A 25,007-nucleotide genomic window follows, 5' to 3' on the forward strand; every position below is an offset into this window, starting at 1 on the left:
TGACGATGGTTTTTGACGGGACCAATCATGAGACCTCGCTCCTTCATTTTCTTTTAGTGTACATCGGAAAAGTAGTAAAATAAACAAAAAAACAGGCTGTCGAGAGAGTTTCTCGACAGCCTGAAAAGGAGGCACCCTAAGGGATGCCTCCTTTACATTTTTATTCCACGACGTATTCAGTTTCTGTTCGGAAGGCAGGGCCCTGTTCAGGCGTTAGCCAGGCTTCCAGTGTGTAAGTGCCGGGTTCCAGTTCCAGCGGCGGCACTTCGATTTCATACTCCAATTCTTCTGCTTGTTTTACCGTTTCTTCTCCAAGTGCCTGCGCATACATGCTGACAGACGACTGCAGGAAAACCTGCTCGCCTGATTCATCGAGCAAAGCGAAATCATAGCGCTGGCTGCTGGTGAAATCAAAAGTCAGCGGCTTTTCCGTTTGGTTTTTTACCGTATACAGATAGGTTTTGTCATCCAGCTGTTTAATCGCCGGTTCCGGTTCGCCGGCTGCAATGCCGCCGGAAGTGCCTTCGTTTGTTTCGGGTTCTTCAGGCATTTTCTCTGCGTCCTCCTCCATGCCGCATGCTGTTGCAAAGAGTGCCAGCAACAACAGCGATAGTGCCAAAAACCATAAGCGTTTTCTCATTATCGCACCTCCTTTGAAACTTCAATGGAATCTCTTCCGCATCTCCTTCCGCATCTCTTTAGTATAAGACCGTTAATCGAAGAGAAAAGTTACAAAAGAAAAAGGCGCCGGCGGCAACCTGTCAAAGGCCGCCGCCGGCGCTTTTTTGAATCAATCACGTGATCGATGCTTCGTAAATAGTCCGGATTGAATCAGCAATGCCTTCGTTGAATTCGTCATCGCTTTGGTCAGCGCTGACGCCTTCAGATAAACCGCGGGAGAAGCTGGCGATTAAGCCGTTGTTCCGTGCCAATTTCTCATTGGCTTCTTTCCGTGTATAACCGCCGGAAAGCGCCACTACCCGGACGACACGGGGATGTTCGATCAATTCTTTATAGAAATTATCAACTGTCGGAATCGACAATTTCAGCATCACCGGCTGGTCTTCGCTGAGATTATCCAGCTCTTTCAAGATTTCTTCTTTTAACAATGCTTCAATTTTTTCTTTGTCAGCACTGTGAATGTCCACTTCCGGTTCAATGATGGGCACAAGTCCGGTAGCGATGATTTGCTTGCCGACTTCAAACTGCTGGGCCACTACTTGTTTAATGCCTTCAGCATTCGCTTCTTTAATGACCGAGCGCATTTTCGTGCCGAATACTTTGCGTTCAACCGCTCTTTTTAACAGTTCATCTAAATTTGGAATGGGTTTCATCAGCTGGACGCCGCCTTCTTCGTCAGCCAGGCCTTTATCGACTTTCAAGAAGGGTACAACGCCTTTTTCTTCCCATAAGTAATCGGGTGTGTATTTGCCTTCCACTTTCCGGTCCATCGTCTGTTCGAACAGGATGGCTCCAAGAATGGAATCGGAATTGAACGCAGGAGCGGTCATGACGCGCGTCCGCATTTCGTGGATCAAATCGTACATTTCCTCTTCGTTGGAATAGGCATCTTCCGGAACGCCGTATAATTTCAACGCTTTTGGTGTACTGCCGCCGCTTTGGTCAAGCGCTGCGATAAAACCTTGTCCGTTTTTAACCAACTCTAACTGCTCTTTGTTCATTTTCCCAGCTCCTTAGATAAATTTTTTTGAATAAATCCTTCATAAAAACTTTAACTAAAAGTGACCTCTTACAATAATTAGTGTATCAATAATCGATTTAAACTACAAAAGAATATATAGCACCTGAAGCACTGAATTTTCACACTGTTCCAGTATGAATGGGTTTTCTGAACGGTATTTTAACTGTGGAATAAGTACGAAAAGTTAGTTTACTGGTTGCACAAAGTTTATGAACATTGCTACAATTAATGATAACGTTTTCAATTTGAAAGGAGGAAGGGAGTCAAAAAGATTTTTCTCCCGTTGACGCAGATGAAAAACAACAAGAACTTTTATATTTTTGCCATTACTTTAGTGGCTACGTTAGGTGGTCTTTTGTTTGGCTATGACACAGCTGTCATATCCGGTGCAGAAGGGGCTTTGCAAAATTATTTCGCAGATTCCTTAGGGCTTAGTTCCTTTGTTCATGGCCTTACAGTTTCCAGTGCGTTAATTGGCTGCATCATTGGCGGCTTATTGTCTGGTAAAATTTCAACAGCAATCGGCAGAAAGTACTCATTGATTTTGGCTGCCATTCTTTTTATTCTTTCGGCTTTAGGCTCTGCTTATCCAGAGGTTTTGTTTTTCACAGCCGGGGAACCGACGATGGCTCTACTGATTACCTTTAATGTTTACCGCATCATTGGCGGCATAGGTGTAGGCTTGGCTTCTGCCGTCGCTCCGATGTATATCGGGGAAATCGCTCCCGCACATTTGAGAGGCCGGTTGGTTTCATTAAATCAGTTTGCCATTATTCTTGGGATGCTTGTCGTTTACTTTGTCAACTGGGGCATAGCCAGAGGCGAGAGCTTGGAATGGATCAATTCGATCGGCTGGAGATACATGTTCGCATCTGAACTGATTCCGGCGGTATTGTTCCTGCTGCTGCTGTTCTTCGTACCTGAAACACCGCGCTACTTGGTGTCGCAGCAAAAAGAAGACAAGGCAATGGCGATTTTGCTGAAGACTTATGATGCAACCATGGCAAAAGCCACTTTATACGAAATCAAGCAATCGTTCGACCATAAGAAAGAAAAATTATTTGTCTACGGAAAAGCCATTGTGGTAATCGGTGTATTGCTTTCTGTATTCCAGCAATTCGTCGGGATCAACGTAGCATTGTATTACGCACCGCGAATCTTTGAAAGCATGGGAGCGGCACGCGACGCTTCGTTTTTCCAGACCATTGTCATGGGCTTGGTCAACGTCATCTTTACAGTCATTGCGATTCTGACAGTAGACAAATTTGGGCGTAAGCCGTTGTTGATCATCGGGTCAATCGGTATGACAGTGGGGATGTTCGGCGTGGCCGGTCTTGCTTATTTCAATCAAATCGGAATTGCGACTTTGGTCTTCATCATTATTTATACGGCATCATTCATGATGTCCTGGGGACCGGTTGTTTGGGTCTTGCTGTCTGAAATTTTCCCGAACAAAATCAGAGGCCAGGCACTGGCGATTGCTGTCGCAGCTCAATGGGCCGCCAATTATTTCATTTCTTCTACATATCCGATGATGATGGAAGTCAGCGGCGCGATGACGTACTCATTCTACGGAATCATGAGTTTGCTTTCGGCATTATTCGTTTGGAAGTTCATCCCGGAGACAAAAGGCAAGTCGCTGGAGGAACTTGAAATCCTGCTGAAAAAGTCACATGCTTCAAAACAATCGCAGACAGCGAACAAACGCGGTTCTGCAGTGAAAGAAATTTAACGCAGCAACAGGCGGTTTCCATCAGCAGAAGGCTGAAGGGAATCGCCTGTTGTTTTGTGTTTTAGAATGATTTAGCTGCTTTAAAAAAGCAGACTGCCTGAAATCAGCAACCTTTCAATTCAAGGCTGCGGGTCTTTTGAAATTAGATGCAAAATTAAGCTTGAATGGATTCGATTATTATTAAAAACGGCACTTTCGCATAATTGTCAAAATTTTTTATCAATAATTTGCTTCTTTGTGTTAGAGTAATGAAATAACTAAATTCAAAAGGGTGATTCAGATGACAAGAAGCAATACGACAGAGCTTGAGAGAGCAACAGACGCAGCGAAAGTGACAGTGGCAGACATCATGGTGGCAAATCAGGCACTGAAAGACGTCATTGTGAAAACGCCGCTTCAGCGCAACGAAATTCTGTCCGCCCGATACGGCTGCAACGTCTTTTTGAAACGGGAAGACCAGCAAGTGGTGCGGTCTTTTAAATTGCGCGGAGCGTATAATTTTATCTCCAGCATGACTATGGAAGAACGGAGCAGAGGCGTCGTCTGCGCAAGCGCCGGCAACCATGCACAAGGTGTGGCGTACTCCTGCAAGGCGTTGGGCATCGAGGGGAAAATCTTCATGCCGCTCACCACACCGAGCCAAAAAGTGTCCCAAGTCAAGCGCTTCGGTGGTGAACAAGTTTCCGTAGTCCTGACAGGCGACTCGTTTGATGATGCCTTTGCAGCGGCAATGGAGCTTTGCACAGCGGAAGGGAAGACTTTTGTCCATCCGTTCAACAGCACCCAGGTCATCGCGGGACAAGGAACGGTCGCGCTTGAAGTGCTGAATGAAATGCAGGAGCCAGTCGATTACATGTTTTGTGGAATCGGAGGCGGGGGGCTTGCTTCCGGCGTAGGTTCCTATCTAAAAGGAATCAGTCCTTCCACCAAACTGATTGGTGTTGAACCGGCGGGAGCCGCCAGCATGAAAGCTTCCTTAAAGAACGGCGAAGTGACCCGCCTGGATGAGATTGATACTTTCGTTGACGGAGCCGCCGTCAAGCAGGTCGGTGATTTGACGATGGCGATCTGCGAAGACGTCGTTGATGACATCATTCCCGTGCCCGAAGGAAAAGTGTGTACGACCATTCTGGAACTGTATAACGAAAATGCCATTGTCGCAGAACCCGCTGGCGCTTTGTCGGTAGCTGCGCTGGATTTTTATAAAGAGCACATCAAAGGCAAAAACGTGGTCTGCGTAATCAGCGGAGGCAATAACGATATTGAACGGATGCAGGAAATCAAAGAAAAGTCACTGATCTATGAAGGCTTAAAACATTATTTCATCGTGACATTCCCGCAGCGTGCAGGTGCACTCCGCAAATTTATGGAACAAGTGCTTGGTGAAGAAGACGACATCACTCATTTCGAGTATACGAAACGGACAAACCGCGAGCACGGACCGGTTATTGTCGGCATCGAATTGAAACGCCGGGAAGACTACGAACCGCTTGTCACCCGGATGGCGGAAAACGGTTTCCCGTATAAAGACATCAATAATGATTCCTTATTGTTTAATTTATTGATCTAGTCTAAGAGCCTTTTCAAAGAAAGGGCTCTTGGCTGGTATATTGCTTTTGTGAGCATTTGGTGATTTTTTGGCAAATGCTCTTTTCTTTTGGAGCGTTTCAATCGATAATATAGAAGGAAAATTCATCATCGGTGAGTTGAAAAGAAAGCAGAGCAAAAGGATGGAAATCATTGCCTAGACGACTAATAAGAAAAATCATGCAAGTGCTGATGCTGGCGCTTTTTGCATTTACAGTGTTTGCGGCTTATGGCATTTGGACATATGCTGCAGAAATAGAAAATATAAAAACCGATGCGGCCATCGTTCTTGGCACTAAAGTGATCGGGGATCAGCCCTCGCCGGTGCTGCGGGAACGCATCAACCATTCGATATGGCTGTATGAAAATGAGTTTGTGGATAAGATCATTTTTACCGGCGGCAAAACGGACGGCGCCGAAATGGCGGAATCGGAAGTCTCCCGCAAGTATGCATTGGGAATGGGAATTCCGGATGAAGATATTTTCATTGAAACCGAATCCATGATTACGGAAGAAAATTTTCTGTATGCCTACGAAGTTGCAGAAGAAAATGGACTGGACAGCTTTCTGGTGGTCAGTGACCCTTTACATATGAAACGTGCGTTATTGATGGCGCAAGTGACGGGAATCGATGCCTATTCTTCACCGACACAGAGTTCAATCTACCAGACATTCAGCAGTCAGCTGCCATTTTTCATCCGGGAAACCGTATGTTACGTCGGCTATGTGCTGACATCCTCATTTTTTCGTTAAACACAAAAGAGCGCCTCTGCTAAAGAAGAGGCGCTCTTTTGTGTTATTGCTTATACGATTCTTCGTCCGCTTTTTCCGAGGGCATAGTAAATGCCATGCTGCAGCGATTGCAGGCATTCGAATTTTTTTAGGCTGGTTAGGGTCTGCGAGATAATCAGCGCCAGTTCAGGCGACACGCCGACTAAAATTACTTCGGTTCCAAGAAGCCGGGCAGACGCGCCGAGTTTGTCGATCAGTTCAGCCGTATGGGCTGTAATGTTTTTATTCAAGCCGGTTAAATCCAAAAGCAGGTAATTGGCCTGGTGCTTCGGCAAGTGGCTAAGCGTTTTATAAATCAAATCTTCAGCGCGTTCTTCATCGTAAGTGCCGATCATCGGGACGACGATAATGCCTTCGAGTACCGGGATGATGGGAGAAGAAAGTTCTTTCACAAGCTTCTGCAGCATTTGGGTATTTTCATTTACGAGCAATTCAAGCTTGTTGATTTGTTCGGCTTCCTGCCGTCTCGACAGTTCATGGATATTGCGTTGGACGGTCACATCGGAAGGGAAGTACTCAACGATGCTGTATGGATTTTCACTGTTCTGGTATTGAAGGGTCTTGTACCAGAAATTGATGCCGAAAATACCGGTTAATACACCGGCGTAATGGGAAGGGACGAAAATTCCTTCTGTTTGTTTTTCGTCCAGCTGATTCAGTTTGTATTCCCAGTCATCCTGGATATGCAAAGTGAACGTATTGTTCTTTTCATCCATTTTAACAATTTCCACTTTCCCCCAGCCGGCAGGGGCATATGTATCGGAAATCCATTCCACGATATTCGACGTATCGATGTGCTTCATTTCTGCGAAACCTTCGCCGACGATGATGCCTTGGCGAAAACCCGTTGTTTCCAGAACCAGGTTGGTTGCTTCAACGCCTGAGATTTCCTTGATGGTATCAAAGAAGGTTTTCATGGCACTGACCCAAAAGAAGACTACGTCGCCGCCTTCAAAAAGCACTTCTCCTGAATCCAGATCCCATTTCAATTCGATTCCGCCAACTGTTATGTTTTTCTTTTGCGTCATTGTTGTTCCTCCATATCAGCAAGATAAATCAATTATATAGTTTAGATTTCTGAATGTCTCTTTTGACACCTAAACGCAGAAAGCATAAAAAATATATCTGAATAAACTGAAAATATACTTTTCATCTAACGGGAATGGGTGTATAATTAAAAAAATAAGAACACTTGTTCTTTCTGGTTATCTACATAAGTTTTGTATAGGGTGTCTGATGAATCCAGCAGGATTATGCGGATTCAGGGAAAAATAGCTTCTCCTTGAATACGTAAAATAGATAAGGGATAAAAGAAAGGAGCGATTTACGTGCCGGTAGTTGCTTATATGGTGTTCAACGGGAATTGCGAAGAAGCAGTCAAGTACTATGCGGATGTTTTTGGAGCAGAACAGCAGGAAATTATGCGTTTTGGGGACATGCCTCCGGAGGAAGGCTTTGAAATGGCGGAAGAGACGAAGAACTTGGTTATGCATACGGCTTTAAATATCGAAGGCAGTGAAGTGATGTTTTCTGATGGAATGCCGGATTCGGAAGTGCCGTTTGGCAAAAATCTCAATTTGACGATCGTCTCGGATGATTTGGACAAAGTGAAGTCTCAATTTAACCGGTTGGGAGCAGACGGCAAGGTGACGATGGAGTTGCAGGAAACTTTTTGGAGTCCGGCATACGGGGCACTGGAAGATAAGTTCGGCATTGTGTGGCAGTTTAATTACGATGATGGGTCTTATGGCCAGCAGCAATAACACCACAATATGGGGGAAATGACAGCACGCGCCTAAAGCAGGCGCGTGCTTTTTGCTTGTGCGTTTCGACTGCTTGGCAGTTAGGGTATGGGTATAAAAAACCTTGAAATGCGTACCTTGTATGCTTTTTCGTCTATAGGAGTGGACCGCCGCTATGCCGCATATTTCAATTGATGAATCAGTTTCGCTTTACTATCATGTTAAAGGACAAGGCATGCCCATCGTTTTTATCCATCCATTTGTTATGGGGCATAATGTATTCCGTAACCAGGAAGCTCTCGCAGAAAGCTATCAATTGATTTTCTATGACCTTGCCGGGCACGGGCTCAGTTCAAGAGGCAGCAATCCGTTGACCATCCATCTGCTGGCTGAACATTTAAAGAGACTGCTCGATAAGCTCGGCATTAAACAAGTGGTTCTTTGCGGTTACTCCCACGGAGGCTTGATCGCCCAAGAATTTGCTTTGAACTACCCGGAACGCACCATTGCTTTAATCCTGTCGGGAGGCTACTCGGAATTAAATAATTTCACTCCTAAATTCTTTATCAAATCCGTCATGTACATGGCGAAATTTCGGCAAATCCCCATGGCTGCAAAACTGCAGGCTAAATTAAACCGGAAACTGCCGGGAGATGAACAAGCGATTTACCGATTGGCCAAAAAGTCGGATCCTCGGGCTTCTTATGAATTTTGCAAAACGGGGCTGCACTATATTTCCACCTATTCGCTTCATCGTTTGAAAATGCCGATTCTGCTTCTATATGGAACGCTCGAAAAACCGATGCACCATTACCGGATTCCGTTTTTGAAAGCGGCACCCCAAACACAGGTGGTTTTTATCGAAGGGGGTACCCATCAATTGCCGCCCCGGTCATTCAAGGAATTCAATGCGGCTGTAGATTGTTTTCTGTGGCCGATCGAAGAGCAATACCGGCTGGGTTCTACCATAGCAAAGACCGGTGATGCACGATGAGAAATGCTTTGCGTTTGATTGGGCCGACAGTGATGATTTTTATCGGGCTTCAAGTCATGGGAAATGTCGCGATTACGTTTTTGCTTTTTTATAGCTGGCTGCTGTTTGTACCGCTGATTGACCGGGCATTTCCGGTGAAACAGCTGAAGTTGGACAAACGAGGAGTTGTTTTAGGTGTCGGAAGCGGGTTGCTTTTTTTCATTTTTATCTTTGGTGGTTTAAGTTGGCTGCATGTCTACTTATTGGATATTGAATATTTGCGGACTTTGCTGATGGACTGGGGATTTTCAGGACGAGGGGAGATCCTCTTGGTCCTTGTGCTGCTGTTGGCCAACCCGGTATTGGAAGAACTTTACTGGCGAGGCTACATGTTTAACCGGCTGCGGATGAAAGGAAGCGCCTTGTATGCTGTTGGGATGTCGGCTGGTTTTTACACTTTGTATCATCTGCTGTCGATCATCCCGATTTTTGAAGCCGGGTTTAGTTTTGTCGCCGTACTTCCTGTGTTTATCGCCGGGCTTTTTTGGGGGTTCATTCGGGAAAAATCGGGTTCGATGACCGCAACCATCATCAGCCATGTGCTATCGGATTTTGGAATTGTTTGTGTCTACTGGTTTATTGTGAGATAAGGGGGACGACGGAATGGTGGCAGTCCAAAAAAGTATTGTGATCAATCGGCCAATTGACGAAGTATATCGATACGCAACAGATCCAAAGCACTGGTATCAATGGTATTCCGGTTTATCCGAACCACGGAATTTAAGTGGGCAAGGTGAAGCGGGGACAACGATGGATTTGGATATTCATATGTTCGGCATGCAGCTTCCTGTCATCGTTGCAGTGACCGAAAATTCACGGACGGGCAGCGGCTATACGTGGAAAGGGCTTATCAAAGGATCAATCGATTCTCTTCAGAGCTGGACTTATACGCCAGAAGGCACAGCTACCCGGATTGATTATGCGGAAGAGTATGAATTGCCAAAGAGTCTGATGTCGAAGTTAGCGGATAAGCTGATCATCAAAAAAGTGATGAATAATGCCATGGAACAGAGCTTAAAGAACTTGAAAGACATTTGTGAAACAACGGAACTCAGAACCAATTAGGGAAAGCGGCTACGTCTGGCAGTTTTACTCCAGCACGTAGCTTTTTTTATTTTAACGGATGGCTAACCAAAGTTGTGGGTATACAAATAACAGATTAGAAACACGGTTAGGGGCGATGAAATGATAAAAGAGAATACAAAAGTCGGCATCAGCCTGTTGCTGCTGGGGGTAGGGCTCGGCGTGGCTGCGCTTTTCCTGGTGATATTTACGGAACTGGCCGAAGAAGTCATGGAAAACGAAATGAGAAGGTTTGATGGATCGATTATCAATTACTTTAAAGCAATTGACCATCCTTATCTCGACACGGCCATGATTTTGATTACGGAGCTTGGTTCGGTCTGGTTTTTGACGATGCTGTCTGTTGCAACGGTCCTCGTATTAGGAATTAAATACAAAGATAAATGGGGGATTTTGTTTTTCCTCCTGGCAGTTGGAGTTGGCGGTTTATTGACGAAAATGCTCAAACAATTGTATGAAAGAGGCCGTCCTTCCATCAATCCGGAAATCGATGCGGTCGGCTACAGCTTCCCGAGCGGCCATTCCATGGGATCTCTTATTTTCTATGGCTTTATCATGTATCTCGTTATGCGCGGCAATGGGCGTGCTGCCTTTAAGCGGCTTTCCATCGTATTCATGGGGATTGTGGTGCTGCTCATCGGCTCAAGCCGGGTGTACTTAGGCGCCCATTTTCCGAGTGATGTGCTGGCCGGTTATATAGCTGGTACGATTTGGCTGATTTTATGCCTGATTGCTTTAGAGTGGATTCAGTGGCAAAGCAAAAGCGATGTGCGTCCGGTGCATTCCATCCGCAATATGCTGGCGTCCATGTGGAATGCAATCAGAAAGCGATTTCCGGCAAATAAATAGCAGGTGGAAATTTTCCCAACCCGGTGCTCTCCTTTTTATTTTGATGAAAGATGGAGACTGTAGTATGGTTATCTTAAGAATGTTTGATGTACACATTCTCCATAAATTTCGGTTGAATTCTAAGGAGGCGGCAGCCTGTGAACGAAAAGATTGCAAACCTGGCAAAAACATTGACTGCAACAGGCAAGGGCCATATTTTTTATAGTTCCAACAGTTTGGAAGAATATATCCGCAATGCGGTTTCTTTTATCGTGTATGGCATTCAGCAAGGAGACTACGTGCTGTTTGTAGAAAATTCCCGTATATTTCCGATGATCCAACATCATTTGAAAGAGAGGCTGACGGAAGAAGAACAATCAGCTTTGCACTACATCAATAATTTTGATTTTTATTGGCGAAATGGGAATTTTCATCCGCCTACCATTTTGGCTTATTTAGATGAAGTGATGGCTGCAGGAAATGGGACTAAGCGCAATGTCCGTACATGGGGGCATGTCGAGTGGAGCGATTCGCAGGATATCGAACGGGAAATCGCAGTGTATGAAAACGAACTCGACCGGATGGTGCTTCAGAATGAAGCAATTTCTGTTTGTGCTTACAATGCGGAGCGGGTTTCCGAAGAGCTTAAGAAGAAGCTCTTGAGCTGCCATGGCTACTTAATGACAGACAACAGCATTATTTCCTTAGCGAATAAATAACAGCAAAGGCTGTTGTAAACCGTTCTTTCTTCTTTTAATCTTGAGACAGAAAGCAATCAAAAGGAGGAGTTGGATGAAGGCATTATCGAAGAAACGCTCAAAAGCGATGCTCATTGATTTTCTGACTGCAACCGCAGCGCTGGCCGCTTTGGAAGCAGCCGTGCCAAAGAAAGTCAAAAACAATGCAGCCTATTCGCTGGTCGTGCCAACCTTGGTGGTATGGGGACTAGAGTATGTGCAGCTGGCCAAATCAGGGCAAACGCTCGGCTACAAAACACAAGGGCTCGTTTTGGAAAGTGAAGACGGCCAGAAACCAAGCGGCGAACAAATTGCCAAGCGTTTCCTTTACCGTGATTTTATCAGCACCATTGATTATTTTAAAGACCGCCAAGGCTTTGAACAGCTAGGCGGGGCAAGCTTCCCGCATGATGCTTATGCCCGTACGGTAGTCAGAGAAAAATAAGCCTACGAACAATCGTCCCGTTCTGCCGCTCTTTTGAGGATCACTCAAAAGAGCGGCGTTTTTTATTTTTGCGCCTTGTCTCTCTTTGACTAGTTGAAGTTCCGGATTTCCGCTAAGATTAAAGAAAGAATGTATAGAAATGGATAATAATTCAAAGGCAGGAGGGAAGCACATGTTCAAAATCATGATAGTGGAAGACGATGAGACGATTGCCGGCATTTTGAAAGAAGAACTGCAGAAATGGAATTACGAAGCCTTTGCAGTAGACAATTTTAACCGGGTGCTTGATGTGTTCAAAGAACAGTCGCCGCAATTGATCTTGCTGGATATCCAGTTGCCTTCATTCAATGGCTATTACTGGTGCCAGGAAATCCGCAAAATATCCCAGGTGCCGATCATTTTTGTCTCATCAAGAAACGAAAACATGGATATCGTGATGGCAATTCAAATGGGGGCCGACGATTTTATTGCCAAACCGTTCGATTTAACGGTGGCCATCGCGAAAACACAGGCGTTGCTGAGAAGAACGTATGATTTCAACGAAGCAGATAATTTTCTGAACTTTAACCGGACGGTTTTGAAACCGGGTGAATCGAAGCTCTATTACGAAAAGCGGGAAGTGGATTTGACCCGTACGGAATTGAAAATCCTGGAGCTGTTGTTTCTGCAAAAAGGGGAGTACGTCACGCGTGAAGAAATCATGATCCAGCTTTGGGAAGACGAATCGTTCATCGATGACAATACCTTGGCGGTAAATGTGGCAAGGCTTCGAAAAAAACTGGCGCAGGTGGAACTAACCGATTTTATCGTCACCAAAAAAGGCATCGGGTACGCGTTGAATAAGGAAGCAGCCCATGCCTGATTTCTCGAGAAGTGAACTCTTAAAAAAGTTTTTATGGTCAGTGCGCCCGCAAATATTCATTTTCACCGGCATGATGGTGATATTCGGTTTGGTGTATCTGTTGGGCCGGCTGCCACTCGATTTTTTTCTTTACAGCATGGAAGTATCATTTTTTTTATTTGGCATTTACGTGGCCATCCAATATATTCAGTATGCAAGACGCTACGGGAAGGTAAGGCGTCTACAGACAACAGATATTGCAACATTGCAGGAGCTTTCGGAAAGTCCAGACCCTTTTGATCGGCTGTACATAGAAAAACTGGCGCTCGTTATGAGGGACCAGCGTGAAGCAGAAACAGCCTATGCAGACCGGCAAGCGGATCAGCTGGATTACTTCACTTTATGGCTGCATCAGATCAAGACGCCGATTTCTGCCATCAGTTTGCTGAACCAAAGTTCCAGCGGGAAAGAGGCACGGCAGATTTCACAGGAATTGCTTAGGCTAGAGGATTATACGCATATGGCGCTGAATTATGTGAAGCTGGAAGAACCGGGTGCTGAACTTGATTTGAGCCAGGTGGACCTTGATGGTGTTATTAAAAAAGCTCTCAAAAAATATTCCATTTTGTTTATCTACAACGGCATTAAATTAGAATACGAACCGCTTCAGATGACTGTTTTATCCGATGAAAAATGGCTGCAGAATTTGCTTGAACAGGTGATATCCAACAGCTTGAAATACACGCCAAACGGCAAAATCTCCATTTACAAAGATTCAGTGAAAGAAGGAAGGCTGGTCATTGAAGATACGGGCATCGGCATTCGGCCTGAAGATTTGCCAAAGATTTTCAACAAGGGCTATTCAGGTTTCAATGGGCGTCTTTATGAAAAATCGACGGGACTAGGATTGTTTCTCAGCAGAAAAATCTGTGAACGGTTGGGGTATAAGCTCGATATTCAGTCGGAACTAGGCAAAGGAACAAAGGTACTGATTGATCTGTCGAGAGAGGAATTACGGGTATTTGATTGAGGAACGAGAACGCAGTTGGATAAAGAGAAAAGAACCAAAAACAGAAAAATGATTGGTGATTTTAGTAGAAAGTCGGATAAAAATTAAAAAACACGAACTATTAATAGATAATAAGATGCAAATGTTCGCTTTTGTGTTGACTCCCTGTTGGGTGCTTGTTATATTAGCGAAGTGTTAAAAATGAATAATAATTCTCGTATATGCCCGGTAATATGGTCCGGGCGTTTCTACCAAGTTCCCAAAAAATGAACTGGACTACGGGTTGAAGTATTTGACGATGGCGATTTTAACCTTCTATTGGTTTGCCTCGTTCGAACACTTTAACTTTGCTAGTCCAGAAGGTTAGCACAAGCTAACTTCTCTGGCTTTTTTTGTGTGGACAGCCGTGGGGAGGACTTAACAACTAGGAGGAAGACAGCATGAGAAAAGTGAAAACCTATCAAATTTGGGTACTGGCAATGGCAATTTTGCTAATTCTTGCAGGATGCAGTTCAACAGGCGAAACAGAAGCGAAAGAAAAACCGCAACGTCCGATTTTAATTCAAGGACCAATGCCGATTGAAGCGGAAAAGTTTGCTGAACGTTTGGAAAATGTGAAAGTAGAAGAAGCAGGGTCGACCTTTGAATTTTACATTGGGACAGTGGAAGGGTATCCAGTGATTGTAACCAAGACGGGGAAAGGGATGGCAAATACCGGTGCTGCAACTGCATTGGCCATTGAAAAATACAATCCCGCAGCAATCATCAACCAAGGAACATCAGGCGGACACGATCCAGCACTGAACGTCTTTGATATTGTGCTTGGCGAGCGTTCTGTAAATATAGGAGCTTTGAAAACAGGGGATTTAGCAAAAGGTGAAGGCATCGAGCCAACGGAATGGAAGCCGATGGACTTGATGGCTTCAGAAGGCAGTGCCGGAGAAGATCCGGATGCTGAAAATATTCGTTACTATGAAGGCGACAAAGAATTATTGGCTGCAGCTAATGCAGTAAAAGATACGCATACTAAAGGGAAAGTTGTAGAAGGAACAATCGGTTCCGCTGATTTCTGGAACAATGAAGTGGACCGCATCAATTGGATCCATGAGAAATATGGCACCTCTGTTGAAGAAATGGAAACTGCATCCGCTGCGCAAATTTCTGCAGCATACGATATTCCATTCCTCGGCATTCGCATTTTATCAAATAATAAAACAAACGACGGTGCTTACAATCCGGATACAGCAGCAGCGAATCAGGATTATGTGTTTGAAGTGGTAAAAGAATACATTTCCAGTCTTTCAAGCAAGTAAGTAAATTAAAAGATGGCTATAAAAACATATGAGGTTTGAAGGCTGTCGAGTGTTTCTCGATAGCCTTTTTCTTTTCGCTTCATGTGGCCGCTTTCCACTGCGCCTTTACTCGGGTCCGAGAGTTTCAATGCCAGTTCATCTGTTCAATCAATCGCGCTATCAGAATCTGGAAGTCGCGTTCGGGATAGCGTTCCTTGCTCTTCTTGAGTTCTTCAGCAGCATAGCTGGCTGCTTCCTCATAGCTCGAATGATTAGCTACAGCGCCTTGGCTTGTGTACATGGGAGAAGTTCCATTGATCTGCACAAACCGGAATGTTATATAAGGATGTTGTTCGTTTGGATGTTTCGTATCTTCAGAAGTCAGAACATCATTTTCACTAAAGTAAGACTGCTGATTTTCGGTGGCCAGGCCGATGCGCTTCAATAGCCACAAGGCGGTGTACCCCATTGGTGCTTCTTCACGCAGGTTGTGGAATATTTCTGGAATCGTCTGGGCAACTTTCGGGAACGGGTTTGCTCCATTTGTTAAGTAGACAAAATAAGCGGGAGCGGCTTGGTCTTTCAGTAACTTTTCAATCATTGGTCTGCCTCCTAAAGAATTAAATTAGATGATAAAAGAACAAGGTCTCTCAACATAGTATAACAGTAAGAAATTGGAGATAATCTTCGCAGTTTCGTTTATTTGGGCTTGAAGGGCTGAAAAAGGTATCTTACGAAATCGTAAGATACCTTTTTCGATTGTAAGAAACGGTACAGGCAGACCTAATTCTTCTGTCGTATAGTTAAAAGCAAGGAGGGGTTAGCAATGACCTTATTAGAAATTAAGAATTTGAAAAAAGTATACACAGCGCGTTTTTCCAATCAGCAGACCGAAGCACTTTCGACTGTCAATTTCTCAGTGGAAGAAGGAGAGTTTGTGTCCATCATGGGCGAGTCCGGTTCCGGAAAAACGACGCTTTTGAATATCATTTCCACCTTGGACGAAGCGACGGGCGGAGAAGTTTATCTGGAAGGAAAACCTCTATCCAATATCAAAGACAAAGAAATCTCCGCTTTCCGCCGAAATACTTTGGGCTTTGTGTTCCAGGACTTTAACTTGCTGGATAATTTCACAATCAAGGACAACATCCTGTTGCCGCTCGTGCTGTCGAAAATTCCGGTAGCAGAAATGGAAGAGCGGCTGATTCCGATTGTCCGCAAGCTTGGAATTGAAGCCCATATCAACAAATATCCATATGAGGTCTCAGGCGGGCAAAAGCAGCGGGTGGCTGTGGCGCGGGCATTGATCACACAACCGAAAATCATTCTGGCAGACGAACCGACCGGTGCCCTCGACTCGAAGGCTTCGCAAAACTTAATGGAAATATTAAAGGGAATCAATGAAACAGGGCAGACGATTTTGATGGTCACACACAGTACGCGCGCAGCAAGTTTTTCAAGCCGGGTCTTATTCATCCGCGATGGCTCCGTCTACCACGAAATTTACCGGGGCGAGCAGATTTCAGACGAATTCATGGAGCGCATTTCCCAATCATTGACGGTGTTGTCGAGCCGGGGTGGCAAAGATGAATAATCGCTTTTTCACTTCTTTGGCCGTTCGCAACATCAAATCGAATAAGCAATTGTATGTGCCGTATTTGCTGTCGTCGACTGCAATCATCACGATGTTCTATTTGATGTCTTCTCTTTTGACGAATAAATTCGTACAGGAACGTTCAAGTGTGTTGCCGACGCTTTTTGCAATGGGAACGATTGTCATCGGGATCTTCTCGTTTATCTTTATTTTGTATATCAATAGTTTTCTGATCAAAAGAAGGAAAAAGGAGATCGGCCTTTACGGAATACTGGGCTTGGAAAAAAAGCATGTGGCGAAGATTTTGTTTTTTGAAACGCTCATCACGACGTTTGTGAGCATTGCCGGAGCGCTGATTGTAGGGCAGGTTTTCGGCCGCTTGTTTTTCATGCTGCTGAATTACCTGCTCCGTTTGCCGACAAATATCAATTATTCGACAAGCCCGATGACGGCTTTGATCACGGCAGGCTTGTTCGCTGGAGTTTTTGCGATCACTTATCTCTACAACGTCAGCCAGTTTACATTCGCCAATCCGATTAAATTGTTGAAAGGCAAAAAAGAAGGCGAGAAAGAACCGAAAGGATCGATTCTTCTCTTTATCCTGTCTCTTGTTTTAATAGGCTGGGGCTACGGCATTTCGCTGACCATTGCCGATCCGCTCAGCGCGATTTCAAAGTTTTTCCTTGCGGTGTTGCTGGTCATTATGGGAACTTATTTATTATTTATCACGGGTTCGATTTATATTTTAAAGGCGTTGAAGAAAAACAAACGGATCTACTACCGCCCCGGGCCTTTCATCTCCATTTCAGGCATGCTGTACCGGATGAAGCAAAATGCGGTGGGCTTAGCGAATATCTGCATTTTGGCTTCGATGGTAATCATTGCCGTGTCGACAACGGTCACTATTTTTGTCGGGACAGAGGAAACATTGGAAAATCGTTTTCCGAAAGAAAACAACATGACCCTTAACGGAACGGACTTATCACAGAAAGAGCTGAATACGCAATTTATCGGGCTGCAGGGCAAGTTCCGTGAAGAAGCACAGAAAATGGAGCTTAAAGTGACAGACATGGAAAGTTATCGCTACTTGACTGTGTTTGGAAATTTGGAAGGGAATCGCCTAGTATTTGAAGAAGGGTTCCCGGCAGCAAATGTCCCTTTATATATCCAGGTGCTCTTATTGGAAGATTTTAATGAAATGGCCGGAAAACAGATCGAGCTTTCAAATGGCGAAGCGCTGTACTACCATTCAAAGGGAGCTCTCAATCAGCAGAATATTGTAATCGGGGATCAGGAGTTCAAATTGAAAGAAGCCGACTACGATTTTGGGGGAGAAGCAGCCATTGTCACGACGATGGTTCTGATTGTTCCTGAGCTTTCCCAGATCGAAATGATTTCAGAAATCTATCAGCAGGAATTGCCGCAGGCCAATCCGGCGAGCATTGATGCCTTCATCGGTTGGAACACAGACGGCACAAATGCACAGAAGAAAGCACTAGGTAAGCAGATGAAGCAATTATCCAGCGCTTCAGAATCACTAAGTTTCGAATCCAGAGAAGCCTTTCGGGAGGAATGGTACAGCATGAATGGCGGGTTCCTGTTTCTCGGGATATTCCTTGGATTGCTGTTTACGATCGGCACGGTCTTGATCACTTACTTCAAGCAAGTATCGGAAGGCTTTGATGACCGGGAGAAATTCCAGATCATGCAAAAAGTCGGCCTCGACAAAGACATGATCCACGAATCCACCCGTTCGCAAATTGTCTGGATGTTCCTGCTGCCAATTGTGACGGCAACCATCCACGTCATTTTTGCCTATCCCATTGTCCGCAAAATGCTGACGGTGTTCGGTGTGACAAGTGAAATCACCTGGCTGTTGTCGTTCACAGGAGTCGTAGTTGCGTTCGGTGCCATTTACTGGATGATTTACCGCATCACTTCAAGAGTCTATTACAGTATCGTAAAATAAATTCAGCAAAGAGCCGTTCAAGGACCTTGTCCATTGAATGGCTCTATTTTCAGTCTAAAGTCTGAAATAGCGTTCAAAATGAGCATATTAATACCTTTCTGTTTTATTTTCAAATAGCATTTACCTATAAAGGAAACGGAAACTATTACCGCTTTCCAACAATGGCAACTGGGTATAGACCTTTAAGGAGGAATTCATTTGAAAATTAAAACAGAAAACATATTCGAACCGTATACATTTACGTCGGGCTTAACCGTAAAAAACCGGGTTATGATGGCGCCGATGACAATCTCCTCTTCCAATGCGAACGGAGATGCAACGGACGCCGAACTGGCGTATTACAACCGCCGGGCCAAAAGCGGGCTGGGCGCTGTCATCACCGCTTGTGCATTCGTTGAACCGTTAGGCGCCGGATTCCCGGATTCCATTGGAGCGGACAGCGATGAGCGCATACCAAGTCTGGCGCGTTTGGCTGAATCCATCCACGAAGGCGGGGCAAAAGCGATTCTGCAGATTTTCCATGCCGGCCGCATGTCCAATTCGAAATTATTGAACGGCGAACAGCCGGTGTCAGCGAGCAATGTCGCAGCGCCGCGCCCGAACGCGGAAACGCCGCGTGAGATGACAGCGGAAGAAATCGAAGCAACGATTGCCGCGTTTGGCGAAGCCACAAGACGTGCCATCCAGGCCGGATTTGACGGAGTTGAAATCCACGGGGCCAATACGTACTTGGTGCAGCAATTTTTCTCTCCTCATTCCAACCGCCGCACCGACAAATGGGGCGGAGACGTAAACGCACGTATGGCGTTTCCGTTAGCGGTCATCGAATCGATTCAAGAAGCGGTGGCTAAATATGCAGAGAAACCATTTGTAGTCGGCTACCGGATCAGCCCGGAGGAACGGGAAGAACCGGGCATTACGATGGACGACACGCTGCTGTTTTTGTCTGCCATCGTGGACAAAGGCATTGACTACATCCATGCGTCTGTCGGCAATTTCTTCGGCGGGTCCATCCGGGAGGACGATGTCCGTTCGCGCGTGGAAATGATCCAAGAGCATATCGGAAGCCGTGTTCCGGTCATCGGCGTCGGCGGCTTGCAGACGCTTGATCAAGTGAAAAAGGCGTTGGAGATTACGCCGCTCGTGTCGCTTGGGCACGCTTTGATCATGGATCCGGAATGGTTGTTGAAAGTGAAGAAAAGCCAGGAGAAAGAAATTTTTCAGGCGCTTCACCGCAGCAAAAAGGATGAACTGAACATACCTGAAAACTTATGGAACATGGTTGCCAATGCGCCGGGCTGGTTCCGTGTAGAAGACTGAACCAAAAAAAGCCGCGTAGCCAGTTTATTCACTGGATACGCGGCTTTTCTTTTGAGGGCTCATTGTGCATCTTCTGAAAAAGACAGCGCTTTTTCGTGAAGAGCCTCGCGCAGAATTCTGACCGCTTTTGGTCCGACGCCATGCAGCTTCAACAATTCTTTTTCTGAAACCGTGGTGAATTGCTCCAAATGTGTGAAGCCGGCGAGCAATAAGGCGTTGGTTGCGGGCCGTCCTATGCTGTGCGGCAAACTGTGTTCAATTTCTGGCTGTGCCATTTTAATCCCTCCAGTCCTTATTGCTGTAAATATACTTCTAGCCTAAGGAGATTGCAATGCTTATAGGGATCAGGGGGCTATTCTTTAGCTCTTGAAAAACTTGAATGCTTTCAATTCGTTTGACCATTAAAAAGCTGCAGCCCATAATATTGGCTGCAGCTTTCGTTTCAGGTGGAGTTATGAAGATTCGGCAGTCCGGTTTGTATGCGTCCGCCGGCTTCTTCTGCTGAGAACATTGACGATCAATACCCCGGAGATGGCAACCACTCCGCCGATCAGCGAAAGGCCGGTCGGCAATTCATGCAGCCACATCCAGGCGACCACGATGGCGACGGCCGGTTCCAGGTAAATCATGCTCGATACGGAACTTGCATTGCTCAAAGACAAGGCAGTAGACCACGTGACATAAGCAATGGCAGCAGGGAAAATGCCGACATACAGCGTTGATAAATGAGCTTCCAGCGTCGCATTTTGAAGGGCTGTAAAGATGCCGGGCGAAAAGATGAAAAACGGCAATGTGCCGGCCCAAGTAAAATAAGCCGTCAGCTCGATGGCTGTGTAACGGGCAAGCAAATTTTTCTGGTATACAAAAAAGATGGACGTGGCAAAGGCGGCAATCAGGACCAGCAAGGCGCCTTTATTGAGCGTAAGTGATGCGCCGGCAGCCCCAAAAGCGATCAGGACAATGCCGATAAAGCCGACTCCGAGGCCAATCCAGCCGATTCCCGTCAAGCGTTCTTTTAGTACGATGGCTGCAATCAGGGCAGTAAAAATTGGTCCGGAACCAACCAGCATACCCGCGGTTCCCGCTGAAATGCTCTCCATCCCGAATGTGACGCAAATATGGTAAATGCTGATGCCAATCCAGCCAAGAACCAATATGCTCCAAATGTCTTGTTTGCGGGGCAGCCGGAATTTTGTGCCAGGCCACAGGGCATAAGCGAGGAATAGCAACGAAGCAATCACGAAACGCACCAGCACCATTTGTCCGGCATCGTAGCCGCCTTGGAGGCTGACACGGATAGCGGCAAAAGAGGAACCCCATATAAGAACTGAAAATAATGCCAATGAAAAAGCTTTTGTATTCAAAAATTTTCCTCCAGTAAACATGATGAATTTATAAAACAACAGCTTCTATTATATTCGGAAACAGTGGAAATGTCTTTTATTCCAGCCCTTTCTTGATTGCATATTGAAAAATTATTCCAGTTCCTCTTTATTTTGTTTCAATAGTTCTATATTTTTATTGAAAAGCTTCCTCTATAATTTAAAGAATAAAGGGAAAATGGCGAGTGAAACGGGGGAAATACAATGGCATCAAATCACTTTACAGACACAGAGATAAAAAAATCAATTGATGAATTATTGGAAAAAGCGGACCACCGGACAGCAGCATGTTGGGCAGCTGACTGTGCGGAGCGTGTCCTTTCCTATTATGAGCAGTATCAGCCTCAAGATGGGCGGCTGCGCAATGCAATTCAAGCAGCTCAGCGATGGGGGAAAAGCGAAATCCCGACTCGGGACGCCCGCGAAGCGGCTTTTCCCGCTCATGCAGCAGCGCGTGAAGCGACGGATGAAATTGCAATCGCTGCAGCCCAAGCAGCTGGGCAGGCAGGCGCTACACCTCATAGCATCGGCCACGCAGTCCATGCTTCTACCTATGCCGTCAAAGCAGTGGCGCTTGCCAACGACTTTGATGAAGCGGCAATTGCGGAAGAACGGAACTGGCAGTATGCCTGTTTGAAAAAATGGCTTCGCCTTTAAAATGGAATTCCGCTTTTTTTAACTTCAAAGAACAGCCTGTTTCCTGCCTATAAGCAGGAAACAGGCTGTTTTTTTATGCCATGAAATTTACAAAGCTGCCATACATATCGCCTTTTCCACCGTTTGTCGTCCAATAAGACGGGTAATCTAGGGAAGAACGGTAATTTTTTTTATGAATAATAATAGTGTAACCATTAGTTTATATAAGGAGGAATAGTATGAATATGAATAAATACCGGGTTAAGCCGGACGAACAAGTGGAGTTGTCCAATTACCAGACGGTTGAGCAAAATCGGCCTTCCGAAGAAGAACTGCAAGATAAGTTGATTCCCAAGAGCGTCGAAAAATTAAAAGCTCTCTATACGAAATTGCGCGCGGAAGAAGAGAAAGGGGTTGTTGTTGTCCTTCAGGCAATGGACGCCGCAGGGAAAGATGAAGCCATCAGTTATGTTTTTTCAAATCTGGCAGCACAGGGATTGAAAACAACTTCCTTTAAAAAGCCGACCGAAGATGAACTGAAACATGATTACCTTTGGAGATTCCATAAAGGGCGTCCGGCCAGAGGGGAAATCGGTATTTTCAACCGCTCCTATTACGAAGAAGTGATTGCGCCAAGAGTCCACAATCTATTAGAAGAAACGCCGCTGCCGAATGAGTTGATCGGCGATGATATTTGGAAAGTGCGTTACCGCCAAATCAATGATTTCGAAAGATACTTAGTGGAAAACGGGTTCCCGGTAGTGAAATTCTTTTTTAATATGTCTAAGGATGAACAGAAAAAACGTTTGTTGGAGCGTATGAAAGATCCGGAAAAGAATTGGGAATTCTCGTTTAACGACGTCAAAGAACGGGAGCATTGGGATGGTTACCAGGACATTTTTGAAGACTTGATCAATCATACTTCTACAGAGTATGCACCCTGGTATGTGCTGCCGGCAGATGATGAATGGTATTCACGCTACCTGATTTCTGAAGTGATGGTCGAATTGCTTGAAAAAATCAATCCGCAATTGCCGGTTATTTCAGGTGAAGAAAAAGAGAAATTGGATGAAGCCATTAAAAAATTGGAAAACGAATAGTGTATCGACTGCGATGACCGTCTGTAAAGCGCCGGTTATCGCTGTTTTCTTTTTGAGAGCAAAGTATTAAACTGAAGAAAAGTTTGAAAAGTTAGTTAATATACCTTTACAAGAATATTCCGTTAGGAGTATATTGTAAGTATGAAAACATTACTGAATTCACTAGCTGAACCTACCCGTTGGAATATCGTTGAATTGTTGAAAAAAGGGCCGCTGACAGTCGGAGAAATTGCCGAGGAGCTGGGGATCCGGCAGCCGCAGGTATCCAAGCATTTAAAAGTATTAAGCGAAGCCGGGATTGTGGCAGTCCATCCCATCGGAAACCGCCGCGTCTATCAGCTGAACCCCGAGCCGTTTCAGGAGTTGCAGGAATGGACCGAATCTTACCGACACCTATGGGAAGAGCAGTTTGACCGATTGGATGATTATTTAATGAACGTCCAGAAAGGTGTAGAGGAGGAAAAATAATTGCCCCTGCTGGGTCGTGGAGCCAATGGAGTCTAACCCATCCTAAGGAGGAATTGAAATGTCAGTCAACAAAGGATCAAATGAGGCTTTTACAAAAGTCGAGGGACTTGAGTTGGTGATGGAGCGGTTTTTTATGGCGCCGAGAGAGCTTGTTTTTTCAATGTACACAGAGTCTGAACACATTCAGAATTGGTGGGGACCGAATGGCTGGAAGACGACAGTTTATCAAATGGATGTACGGCCAGGAGGCATTTGGCATTATTGCATGCGTTCAGAAGATGGGCAGGAAGCTTGGGGTAAGAGCACCTATCAGGAAGTGCAAAAACCCGGACGGCTCGTTTATGACGATATTTTTTCCGATGAAAACGGAAATGATGCGGAAGGTTTTCCCATCATGAAAATTACCGTTGAGTTTGTGGAAGAAGGAAACGGGACACGGATTGTCAGCCGGACCTTGTTTGAATCCGAAGAAGACTTAAAACAGGTAATGGATATGGGCGTTGTCGAAGGCATGACGGAAACCTTCGATCGACTTGAAAAGTACTTGAATCAGCAGTAGCAGAAAGAACTGGAAAAACAGAAACAGCCACCCTTGAAAAGTGAAATTCAAGGGTGGCTGTTATTAATGTTAAAGAAAAAGCAGATTGATAAGGACGGTCAGGATAATCGAAAGAATGATTGAAATAATAATGCTTCCCATACAAGACATGCGCATAGCCATCCCACCTTTTTTCCTGTTTCTTTACTTTTCCTGCTTTTTTACTTTTCCTGCTTTATATCTTCATTAAACCCTTTCTTGCAGTTCCTATGTTTGAGTGATGGAGTTGAAAGGGAAAAGGGAAACATTCTTTAGGAAAATTAAAGAAAATGGAGGAAGGCTCATGACTATTTTTTCGAACGACTCTTTAAAACAAAAACATGTGTTGATTACAGGCGCCACTGGCGGTATCGGTTACGAAACGGCAAAAGTGCTGGCAGGCATGGGAGCACGGCTGACGATTACCGGCAGAAACGAAGAAAAGTTGCTGGAGTTGAAGCAGGAACTGATTCCATTGGCAGGAGAGGAAAATATTTTCGTGAAAAAAGCAGATTTGACGGACCAGGCAAGCCGTGAAGAACTTGTAGAAAGTTCTGCTCAAGCCCTCGGATTTATAAATGGCCTCGTCAATTCAGCCGGTATCGGCGGAGGCGGCGTAGTGGAAGAGCTGGATGAGGAAACGGTGGACCGGGTCATGGATGTGAATTTCAAATCCACGCTTTTTCTGACGCAGTTGGTATACCGCAATATGCTTGAACAGAAAGAAGGCGACATTGTTAACCTTTCTTCGCTGTCAGGACTGCGGGGCACGCACGGCAATACGGCTTATGCCGCCAGCAAATTTGCGGTCATTGGCTGGACGCAGTCGATGGCGCTGGAAGCGATTGAACACAATATCCGGGTCAATGCTGTTTGTCCGGGGTATGTAGAAACAGAAATGGCCTGGAACAGCATCCGGAAGAAAGCGGAAAAGAAAGGCATCCCGTTTGAAGAAGGATTGAAAGAAGCCGCCGCTGCAATACCGTCCCGCCGCATATCAACAACGGAAGAGGTGGCGAATACGATTGCATTCCTGCTGACAGATGCCGCCCGCAATATTGTAGGCGAGGCCTTGAAGATTTCGGGCGGGAATTTTATGAGATAGAAAATATTTTGTGCATGTAAAAAAAGATGGGAT

Annotated in this window: 27 protein-coding genes and 1 riboswitch; of the genes, 21 read left to right on the forward strand and 6 right to left on the reverse strand. The window is 45.3% G+C overall.

From position 1 onward, the window contains the following. Positions 1-160: 160 nt before the first annotated feature. Together HU147_RS15705 and HU147_RS15710 are read right to left on the reverse strand one after the other, a co-directional pair. Complete coding sequence (locus HU147_RS15705) at positions 161-640, reverse strand: BsuPI-related putative proteinase inhibitor (RefSeq protein WP_036803695.1); 480 nt, start codon at positions 638-640, stop codon at positions 161-163. A 154-nt stretch (positions 641-794) separates the two neighbouring features. Then, positions 795-1,682 (reverse strand): fructose bisphosphate aldolase, encoded by an 888-nt coding sequence (locus HU147_RS15710; RefSeq protein ID WP_224077111.1) that lies wholly within the window; start codon positions 1,680-1,682, stop codon positions 795-797. A 312-nt stretch (positions 1,683-1,994) separates the two neighbouring features. On the opposite strand from HU147_RS15710, the gene xylE reads away from it, so the two are divergent. The 3 genes from xylE to HU147_RS15725 all read left to right on the forward strand — a co-directional run bounded on the left by xylE (position 1,995) and on the right by HU147_RS15725 (position 5,774). Beyond that, entirely contained in the window at positions 1,995-3,434 is a 1,440-nt protein-coding gene (xylE, locus tag HU147_RS15715; protein ID WP_224077186.1) for a D-xylose transporter XylE, read from the forward strand. A gap of 280 nt (positions 3,435-3,714) precedes the next feature. Beyond that, on the forward strand, positions 3,715-5,004 hold the full coding sequence (gene ilvA / locus HU147_RS15720; protein ID WP_036803704.1) for a threonine ammonia-lyase IlvA: 1,290 nt from the start codon (positions 3,715-3,717) through the stop codon (positions 5,002-5,004). A gap of 170 nt (positions 5,005-5,174) precedes the next feature. After that, positions 5,175-5,774, forward strand: coding sequence for a YdcF family protein (locus tag HU147_RS15725; protein WP_224077112.1), 600 nt, complete (start codon positions 5,175-5,177; stop codon positions 5,772-5,774). A gap of 50 nt (positions 5,775-5,824) precedes the next feature. On the opposite strand, the gene HU147_RS15730 is transcribed toward HU147_RS15725, so the two are convergent. Continuing rightward, positions 5,825-6,841: an STAS domain-containing protein gene (locus HU147_RS15730; protein WP_036803708.1), complete on the reverse strand. Its 1,017-nt coding sequence runs from the start codon at positions 6,839-6,841 to the stop codon at positions 5,825-5,827. A gap of 318 nt (positions 6,842-7,159) precedes the next feature. On the opposite strand from HU147_RS15730, the gene HU147_RS15735 reads away from it, so the two are divergent. From HU147_RS15735 to HU147_RS15780, 10 genes are all read left to right on the forward strand, one after another. Then, a complete protein-coding gene (locus tag HU147_RS15735; RefSeq protein ID WP_263427890.1) occupies positions 7,160-7,576 on the forward strand; it encodes a VOC family protein in 417 nt (138 codons plus the stop codon). Positions 7,577-7,730: 154 nt separating this feature from the next. After that, entirely contained in the window at positions 7,731-8,549 is an 819-nt protein-coding gene (locus tag HU147_RS15740; RefSeq protein WP_053166258.1) for an alpha/beta fold hydrolase, read from the forward strand. Further along, a complete protein-coding gene (locus HU147_RS15745; RefSeq protein WP_224077113.1) occupies positions 8,546-9,178 on the forward strand; it encodes a CPBP family intramembrane glutamic endopeptidase in 633 nt (210 codons plus the stop codon). The genes HU147_RS15740 and HU147_RS15745 overlap by 4 nt, the downstream gene beginning before the upstream one ends. A gap of 13 nt (positions 9,179-9,191) precedes the next feature. Beyond that, positions 9,192-9,653, forward strand: a complete 462-nt coding sequence (locus tag HU147_RS15750) for an SRPBCC family protein (RefSeq protein WP_036803715.1) — start codon at positions 9,192-9,194, stop codon at positions 9,651-9,653. A 120-nt stretch (positions 9,654-9,773) separates the two neighbouring features. Then, a complete protein-coding gene (locus HU147_RS15755; protein WP_053166256.1) occupies positions 9,774-10,520 on the forward strand; it encodes a phosphatase PAP2 family protein in 747 nt (248 codons plus the stop codon). 137 nt (positions 10,521-10,657) lie between these two features. After that, the gene (locus HU147_RS15760) at positions 10,658-11,218 is read left to right on the forward strand and encodes an MEDS domain-containing protein (protein WP_176294659.1); all 561 of its coding nucleotides are present in this window, start codon (positions 10,658-10,660) and stop codon (positions 11,216-11,218) included. Between the two features lie 73 nt (positions 11,219-11,291). Next, complete coding sequence (locus HU147_RS15765; protein WP_053166254.1) at positions 11,292-11,681, forward strand: RDD family protein; 390 nt, start codon at positions 11,292-11,294, stop codon at positions 11,679-11,681. A 172-nt stretch (positions 11,682-11,853) separates the two neighbouring features. Then, the gene (locus HU147_RS15770; protein ID WP_224077114.1) at positions 11,854-12,543 is read left to right on the forward strand and encodes a response regulator transcription factor; all 690 of its coding nucleotides are present in this window, start codon (positions 11,854-11,856) and stop codon (positions 12,541-12,543) included. After that, positions 12,536-13,552 carry a sensor histidine kinase gene (locus HU147_RS15775; protein WP_224077115.1) on the forward strand — a complete coding sequence of 339 codons (1,017 nt, stop codon included), beginning with the start codon at positions 12,536-12,538 and terminating at the stop codon, positions 13,550-13,552. The genes HU147_RS15770 and HU147_RS15775 overlap by 8 nt, the downstream gene beginning before the upstream one ends. A gap of 174 nt (positions 13,553-13,726) precedes the next feature. Next, a riboswitch (purine riboswitch) is annotated at positions 13,727-13,830 on the forward strand. A 141-nt stretch (positions 13,831-13,971) separates the two neighbouring features. Next, a complete protein-coding gene (locus HU147_RS15780; RefSeq protein WP_074509794.1) occupies positions 13,972-14,844 on the forward strand; it encodes a 5'-methylthioadenosine/S-adenosylhomocysteine nucleosidase in 873 nt (290 codons plus the stop codon). A gap of 124 nt (positions 14,845-14,968) precedes the next feature. Here HU147_RS15780 and HU147_RS15785 read toward each other — a convergent pair whose 3' ends face one another. Then, a complete protein-coding gene (locus tag HU147_RS15785) occupies positions 14,969-15,424 on the reverse strand; it encodes a hypothetical protein (RefSeq protein ID WP_036803726.1) in 456 nt (151 codons plus the stop codon). A 225-nt stretch (positions 15,425-15,649) separates the two neighbouring features. Here HU147_RS15785 and HU147_RS15790 point away from each other — a divergent pair, with 225 nt between their 5' ends. From HU147_RS15790 to HU147_RS15800, 3 genes are all read left to right on the forward strand, one after another. Beyond that, the gene (locus HU147_RS15790; RefSeq protein ID WP_224077116.1) at positions 15,650-16,417 is read left to right on the forward strand and encodes an ABC transporter ATP-binding protein; all 768 of its coding nucleotides are present in this window, start codon (positions 15,650-15,652) and stop codon (positions 16,415-16,417) included. Then, positions 16,410-18,386, forward strand: coding sequence for an FtsX-like permease family protein (locus HU147_RS15795; protein WP_224077117.1), 1,977 nt, complete (start codon positions 16,410-16,412; stop codon positions 18,384-18,386). Before HU147_RS15790 ends, HU147_RS15795 begins: the two co-directional genes overlap by 8 nt. Before the next feature lie 198 nt (positions 18,387-18,584). Next, entirely contained in the window at positions 18,585-19,706 is a 1,122-nt protein-coding gene (locus HU147_RS15800; RefSeq protein WP_224077118.1) for an NADH-dependent flavin oxidoreductase, read from the forward strand. Between the two features lie 59 nt (positions 19,707-19,765). On the opposite strand, the gene HU147_RS15805 is transcribed toward HU147_RS15800, so the two are convergent. Together HU147_RS15805 and HU147_RS15810 are read right to left on the reverse strand one after the other, a co-directional pair. After that, positions 19,766-19,981 (reverse strand): DNA-binding protein, encoded by a 216-nt coding sequence (locus HU147_RS15805; RefSeq protein WP_224077119.1) that lies wholly within the window; start codon positions 19,979-19,981, stop codon positions 19,766-19,768. A 177-nt stretch (positions 19,982-20,158) separates the two neighbouring features. Continuing rightward, complete coding sequence (locus HU147_RS15810) at positions 20,159-21,070, reverse strand: DMT family transporter (protein ID WP_224077120.1); 912 nt, start codon at positions 21,068-21,070, stop codon at positions 20,159-20,161. Between the two features lie 222 nt (positions 21,071-21,292). Between HU147_RS15810 and HU147_RS15815 the strand changes: the two genes are divergently transcribed. From HU147_RS15815 to HU147_RS15835, 5 genes are all read left to right on the forward strand, one after another. Continuing rightward, positions 21,293-21,745: a putative immunity protein gene (locus HU147_RS15815; protein ID WP_224077121.1), complete on the forward strand. Its 453-nt coding sequence runs from the start codon at positions 21,293-21,295 to the stop codon at positions 21,743-21,745. A 218-nt stretch (positions 21,746-21,963) separates the two neighbouring features. Beyond that, positions 21,964-22,824, forward strand: a complete 861-nt coding sequence (locus HU147_RS15820) for a PPK2 family polyphosphate kinase (RefSeq protein ID WP_224077122.1) — start codon at positions 21,964-21,966, stop codon at positions 22,822-22,824. A 141-nt stretch (positions 22,825-22,965) separates the two neighbouring features. Continuing rightward, positions 22,966-23,292, forward strand: coding sequence for an ArsR/SmtB family transcription factor (locus tag HU147_RS15825; RefSeq protein ID WP_224077123.1), 327 nt, complete (start codon positions 22,966-22,968; stop codon positions 23,290-23,292). A 58-nt stretch (positions 23,293-23,350) separates the two neighbouring features. Continuing rightward, a complete protein-coding gene (locus HU147_RS15830) occupies positions 23,351-23,851 on the forward strand; it encodes an SRPBCC domain-containing protein (RefSeq protein WP_224077124.1) in 501 nt (166 codons plus the stop codon). Positions 23,852-24,173: 322 nt separating this feature from the next. Further along, complete coding sequence (locus tag HU147_RS15835) at positions 24,174-24,974, forward strand: SDR family NAD(P)-dependent oxidoreductase (protein WP_224077125.1); 801 nt, start codon at positions 24,174-24,176, stop codon at positions 24,972-24,974. The last annotated feature ends 33 nt before the right edge of the window (positions 24,975-25,007 follow it).

The organism is Planococcus chinensis, assembly GCF_020071995.1.
GTDB classification, from domain to species: domain Bacteria; phylum Bacillota; class Bacilli; order Bacillales_A; family Planococcaceae; genus Planococcus; species Planococcus chinensis_A.

Excerpts from the sequence above, each read along its gene's own strand:
- HU147_RS15705 (WP_036803695.1), bottom strand. The coding sequence starts at position 640 with ATGAGAAAACGCTTATGGTTTTTGGCACTATCGCTGTTGTTGCTGGCA.
- HU147_RS15710 (WP_224077111.1), bottom strand. The coding sequence starts at position 1,682 with ATGAACAAAGAGCAGTTAGAGTTGGTTAAAAACGGACAAGGTTTTATC.
- xylE (WP_224077186.1), top strand. The coding sequence starts at position 1,995 with ATGAAAAACAACAAGAACTTTTATATTTTTGCCATTACTTTAGTGGCT.
- ilvA (WP_036803704.1), top strand. The coding sequence starts at position 3,715 with ATGACAAGAAGCAATACGACAGAGCTTGAGAGAGCAACAGACGCAGCG.
- HU147_RS15730 (WP_036803708.1), bottom strand. The coding sequence starts at position 6,841 with ATGACGCAAAAGAAAAACATAACAGTTGGCGGAATCGAATTGAAATGG.
- HU147_RS15735 (WP_263427890.1), top strand. The coding sequence starts at position 7,160 with ATGGTGTTCAACGGGAATTGCGAAGAAGCAGTCAAGTACTATGCGGAT.
- HU147_RS15740 (WP_053166258.1), top strand. The coding sequence starts at position 7,731 with ATGCCGCATATTTCAATTGATGAATCAGTTTCGCTTTACTATCATGTT.
- HU147_RS15745 (WP_224077113.1), top strand. The coding sequence starts at position 8,546 with ATGAGAAATGCTTTGCGTTTGATTGGGCCGACAGTGATGATTTTTATC.
- HU147_RS15750 (WP_036803715.1), top strand. The coding sequence starts at position 9,192 with ATGGTGGCAGTCCAAAAAAGTATTGTGATCAATCGGCCAATTGACGAA.
- HU147_RS15755 (WP_053166256.1), top strand. The coding sequence starts at position 9,774 with ATGATAAAAGAGAATACAAAAGTCGGCATCAGCCTGTTGCTGCTGGGG.
- HU147_RS15765 (WP_053166254.1), top strand. The coding sequence starts at position 11,292 with ATGAAGGCATTATCGAAGAAACGCTCAAAAGCGATGCTCATTGATTTT.
- HU147_RS15770 (WP_224077114.1), top strand. The coding sequence starts at position 11,854 with ATGTTCAAAATCATGATAGTGGAAGACGATGAGACGATTGCCGGCATT.
- HU147_RS15775 (WP_224077115.1), top strand. The coding sequence starts at position 12,536 with ATGCCTGATTTCTCGAGAAGTGAACTCTTAAAAAAGTTTTTATGGTCA.
- HU147_RS15780 (WP_074509794.1), top strand. The coding sequence starts at position 13,972 with ATGAGAAAAGTGAAAACCTATCAAATTTGGGTACTGGCAATGGCAATT.
- HU147_RS15785 (WP_036803726.1), bottom strand. The coding sequence starts at position 15,424 with ATGATTGAAAAGTTACTGAAAGACCAAGCCGCTCCCGCTTATTTTGTC.
- HU147_RS15790 (WP_224077116.1), top strand. The coding sequence starts at position 15,650 with ATGACCTTATTAGAAATTAAGAATTTGAAAAAAGTATACACAGCGCGT.
- HU147_RS15795 (WP_224077117.1), top strand. The coding sequence starts at position 16,410 with ATGAATAATCGCTTTTTCACTTCTTTGGCCGTTCGCAACATCAAATCG.
- HU147_RS15805 (WP_224077119.1), bottom strand. The coding sequence starts at position 19,981 with ATGGCACAGCCAGAAATTGAACACAGTTTGCCGCACAGCATAGGACGG.
- HU147_RS15815 (WP_224077121.1), top strand. The coding sequence starts at position 21,293 with ATGGCATCAAATCACTTTACAGACACAGAGATAAAAAAATCAATTGAT.
- HU147_RS15820 (WP_224077122.1), top strand. The coding sequence starts at position 21,964 with ATGAATATGAATAAATACCGGGTTAAGCCGGACGAACAAGTGGAGTTG.
- HU147_RS15825 (WP_224077123.1), top strand. The coding sequence starts at position 22,966 with ATGAAAACATTACTGAATTCACTAGCTGAACCTACCCGTTGGAATATC.
- HU147_RS15830 (WP_224077124.1), top strand. The coding sequence starts at position 23,351 with ATGTCAGTCAACAAAGGATCAAATGAGGCTTTTACAAAAGTCGAGGGA.
- HU147_RS15835 (WP_224077125.1), top strand. The coding sequence starts at position 24,174 with ATGACTATTTTTTCGAACGACTCTTTAAAACAAAAACATGTGTTGATT.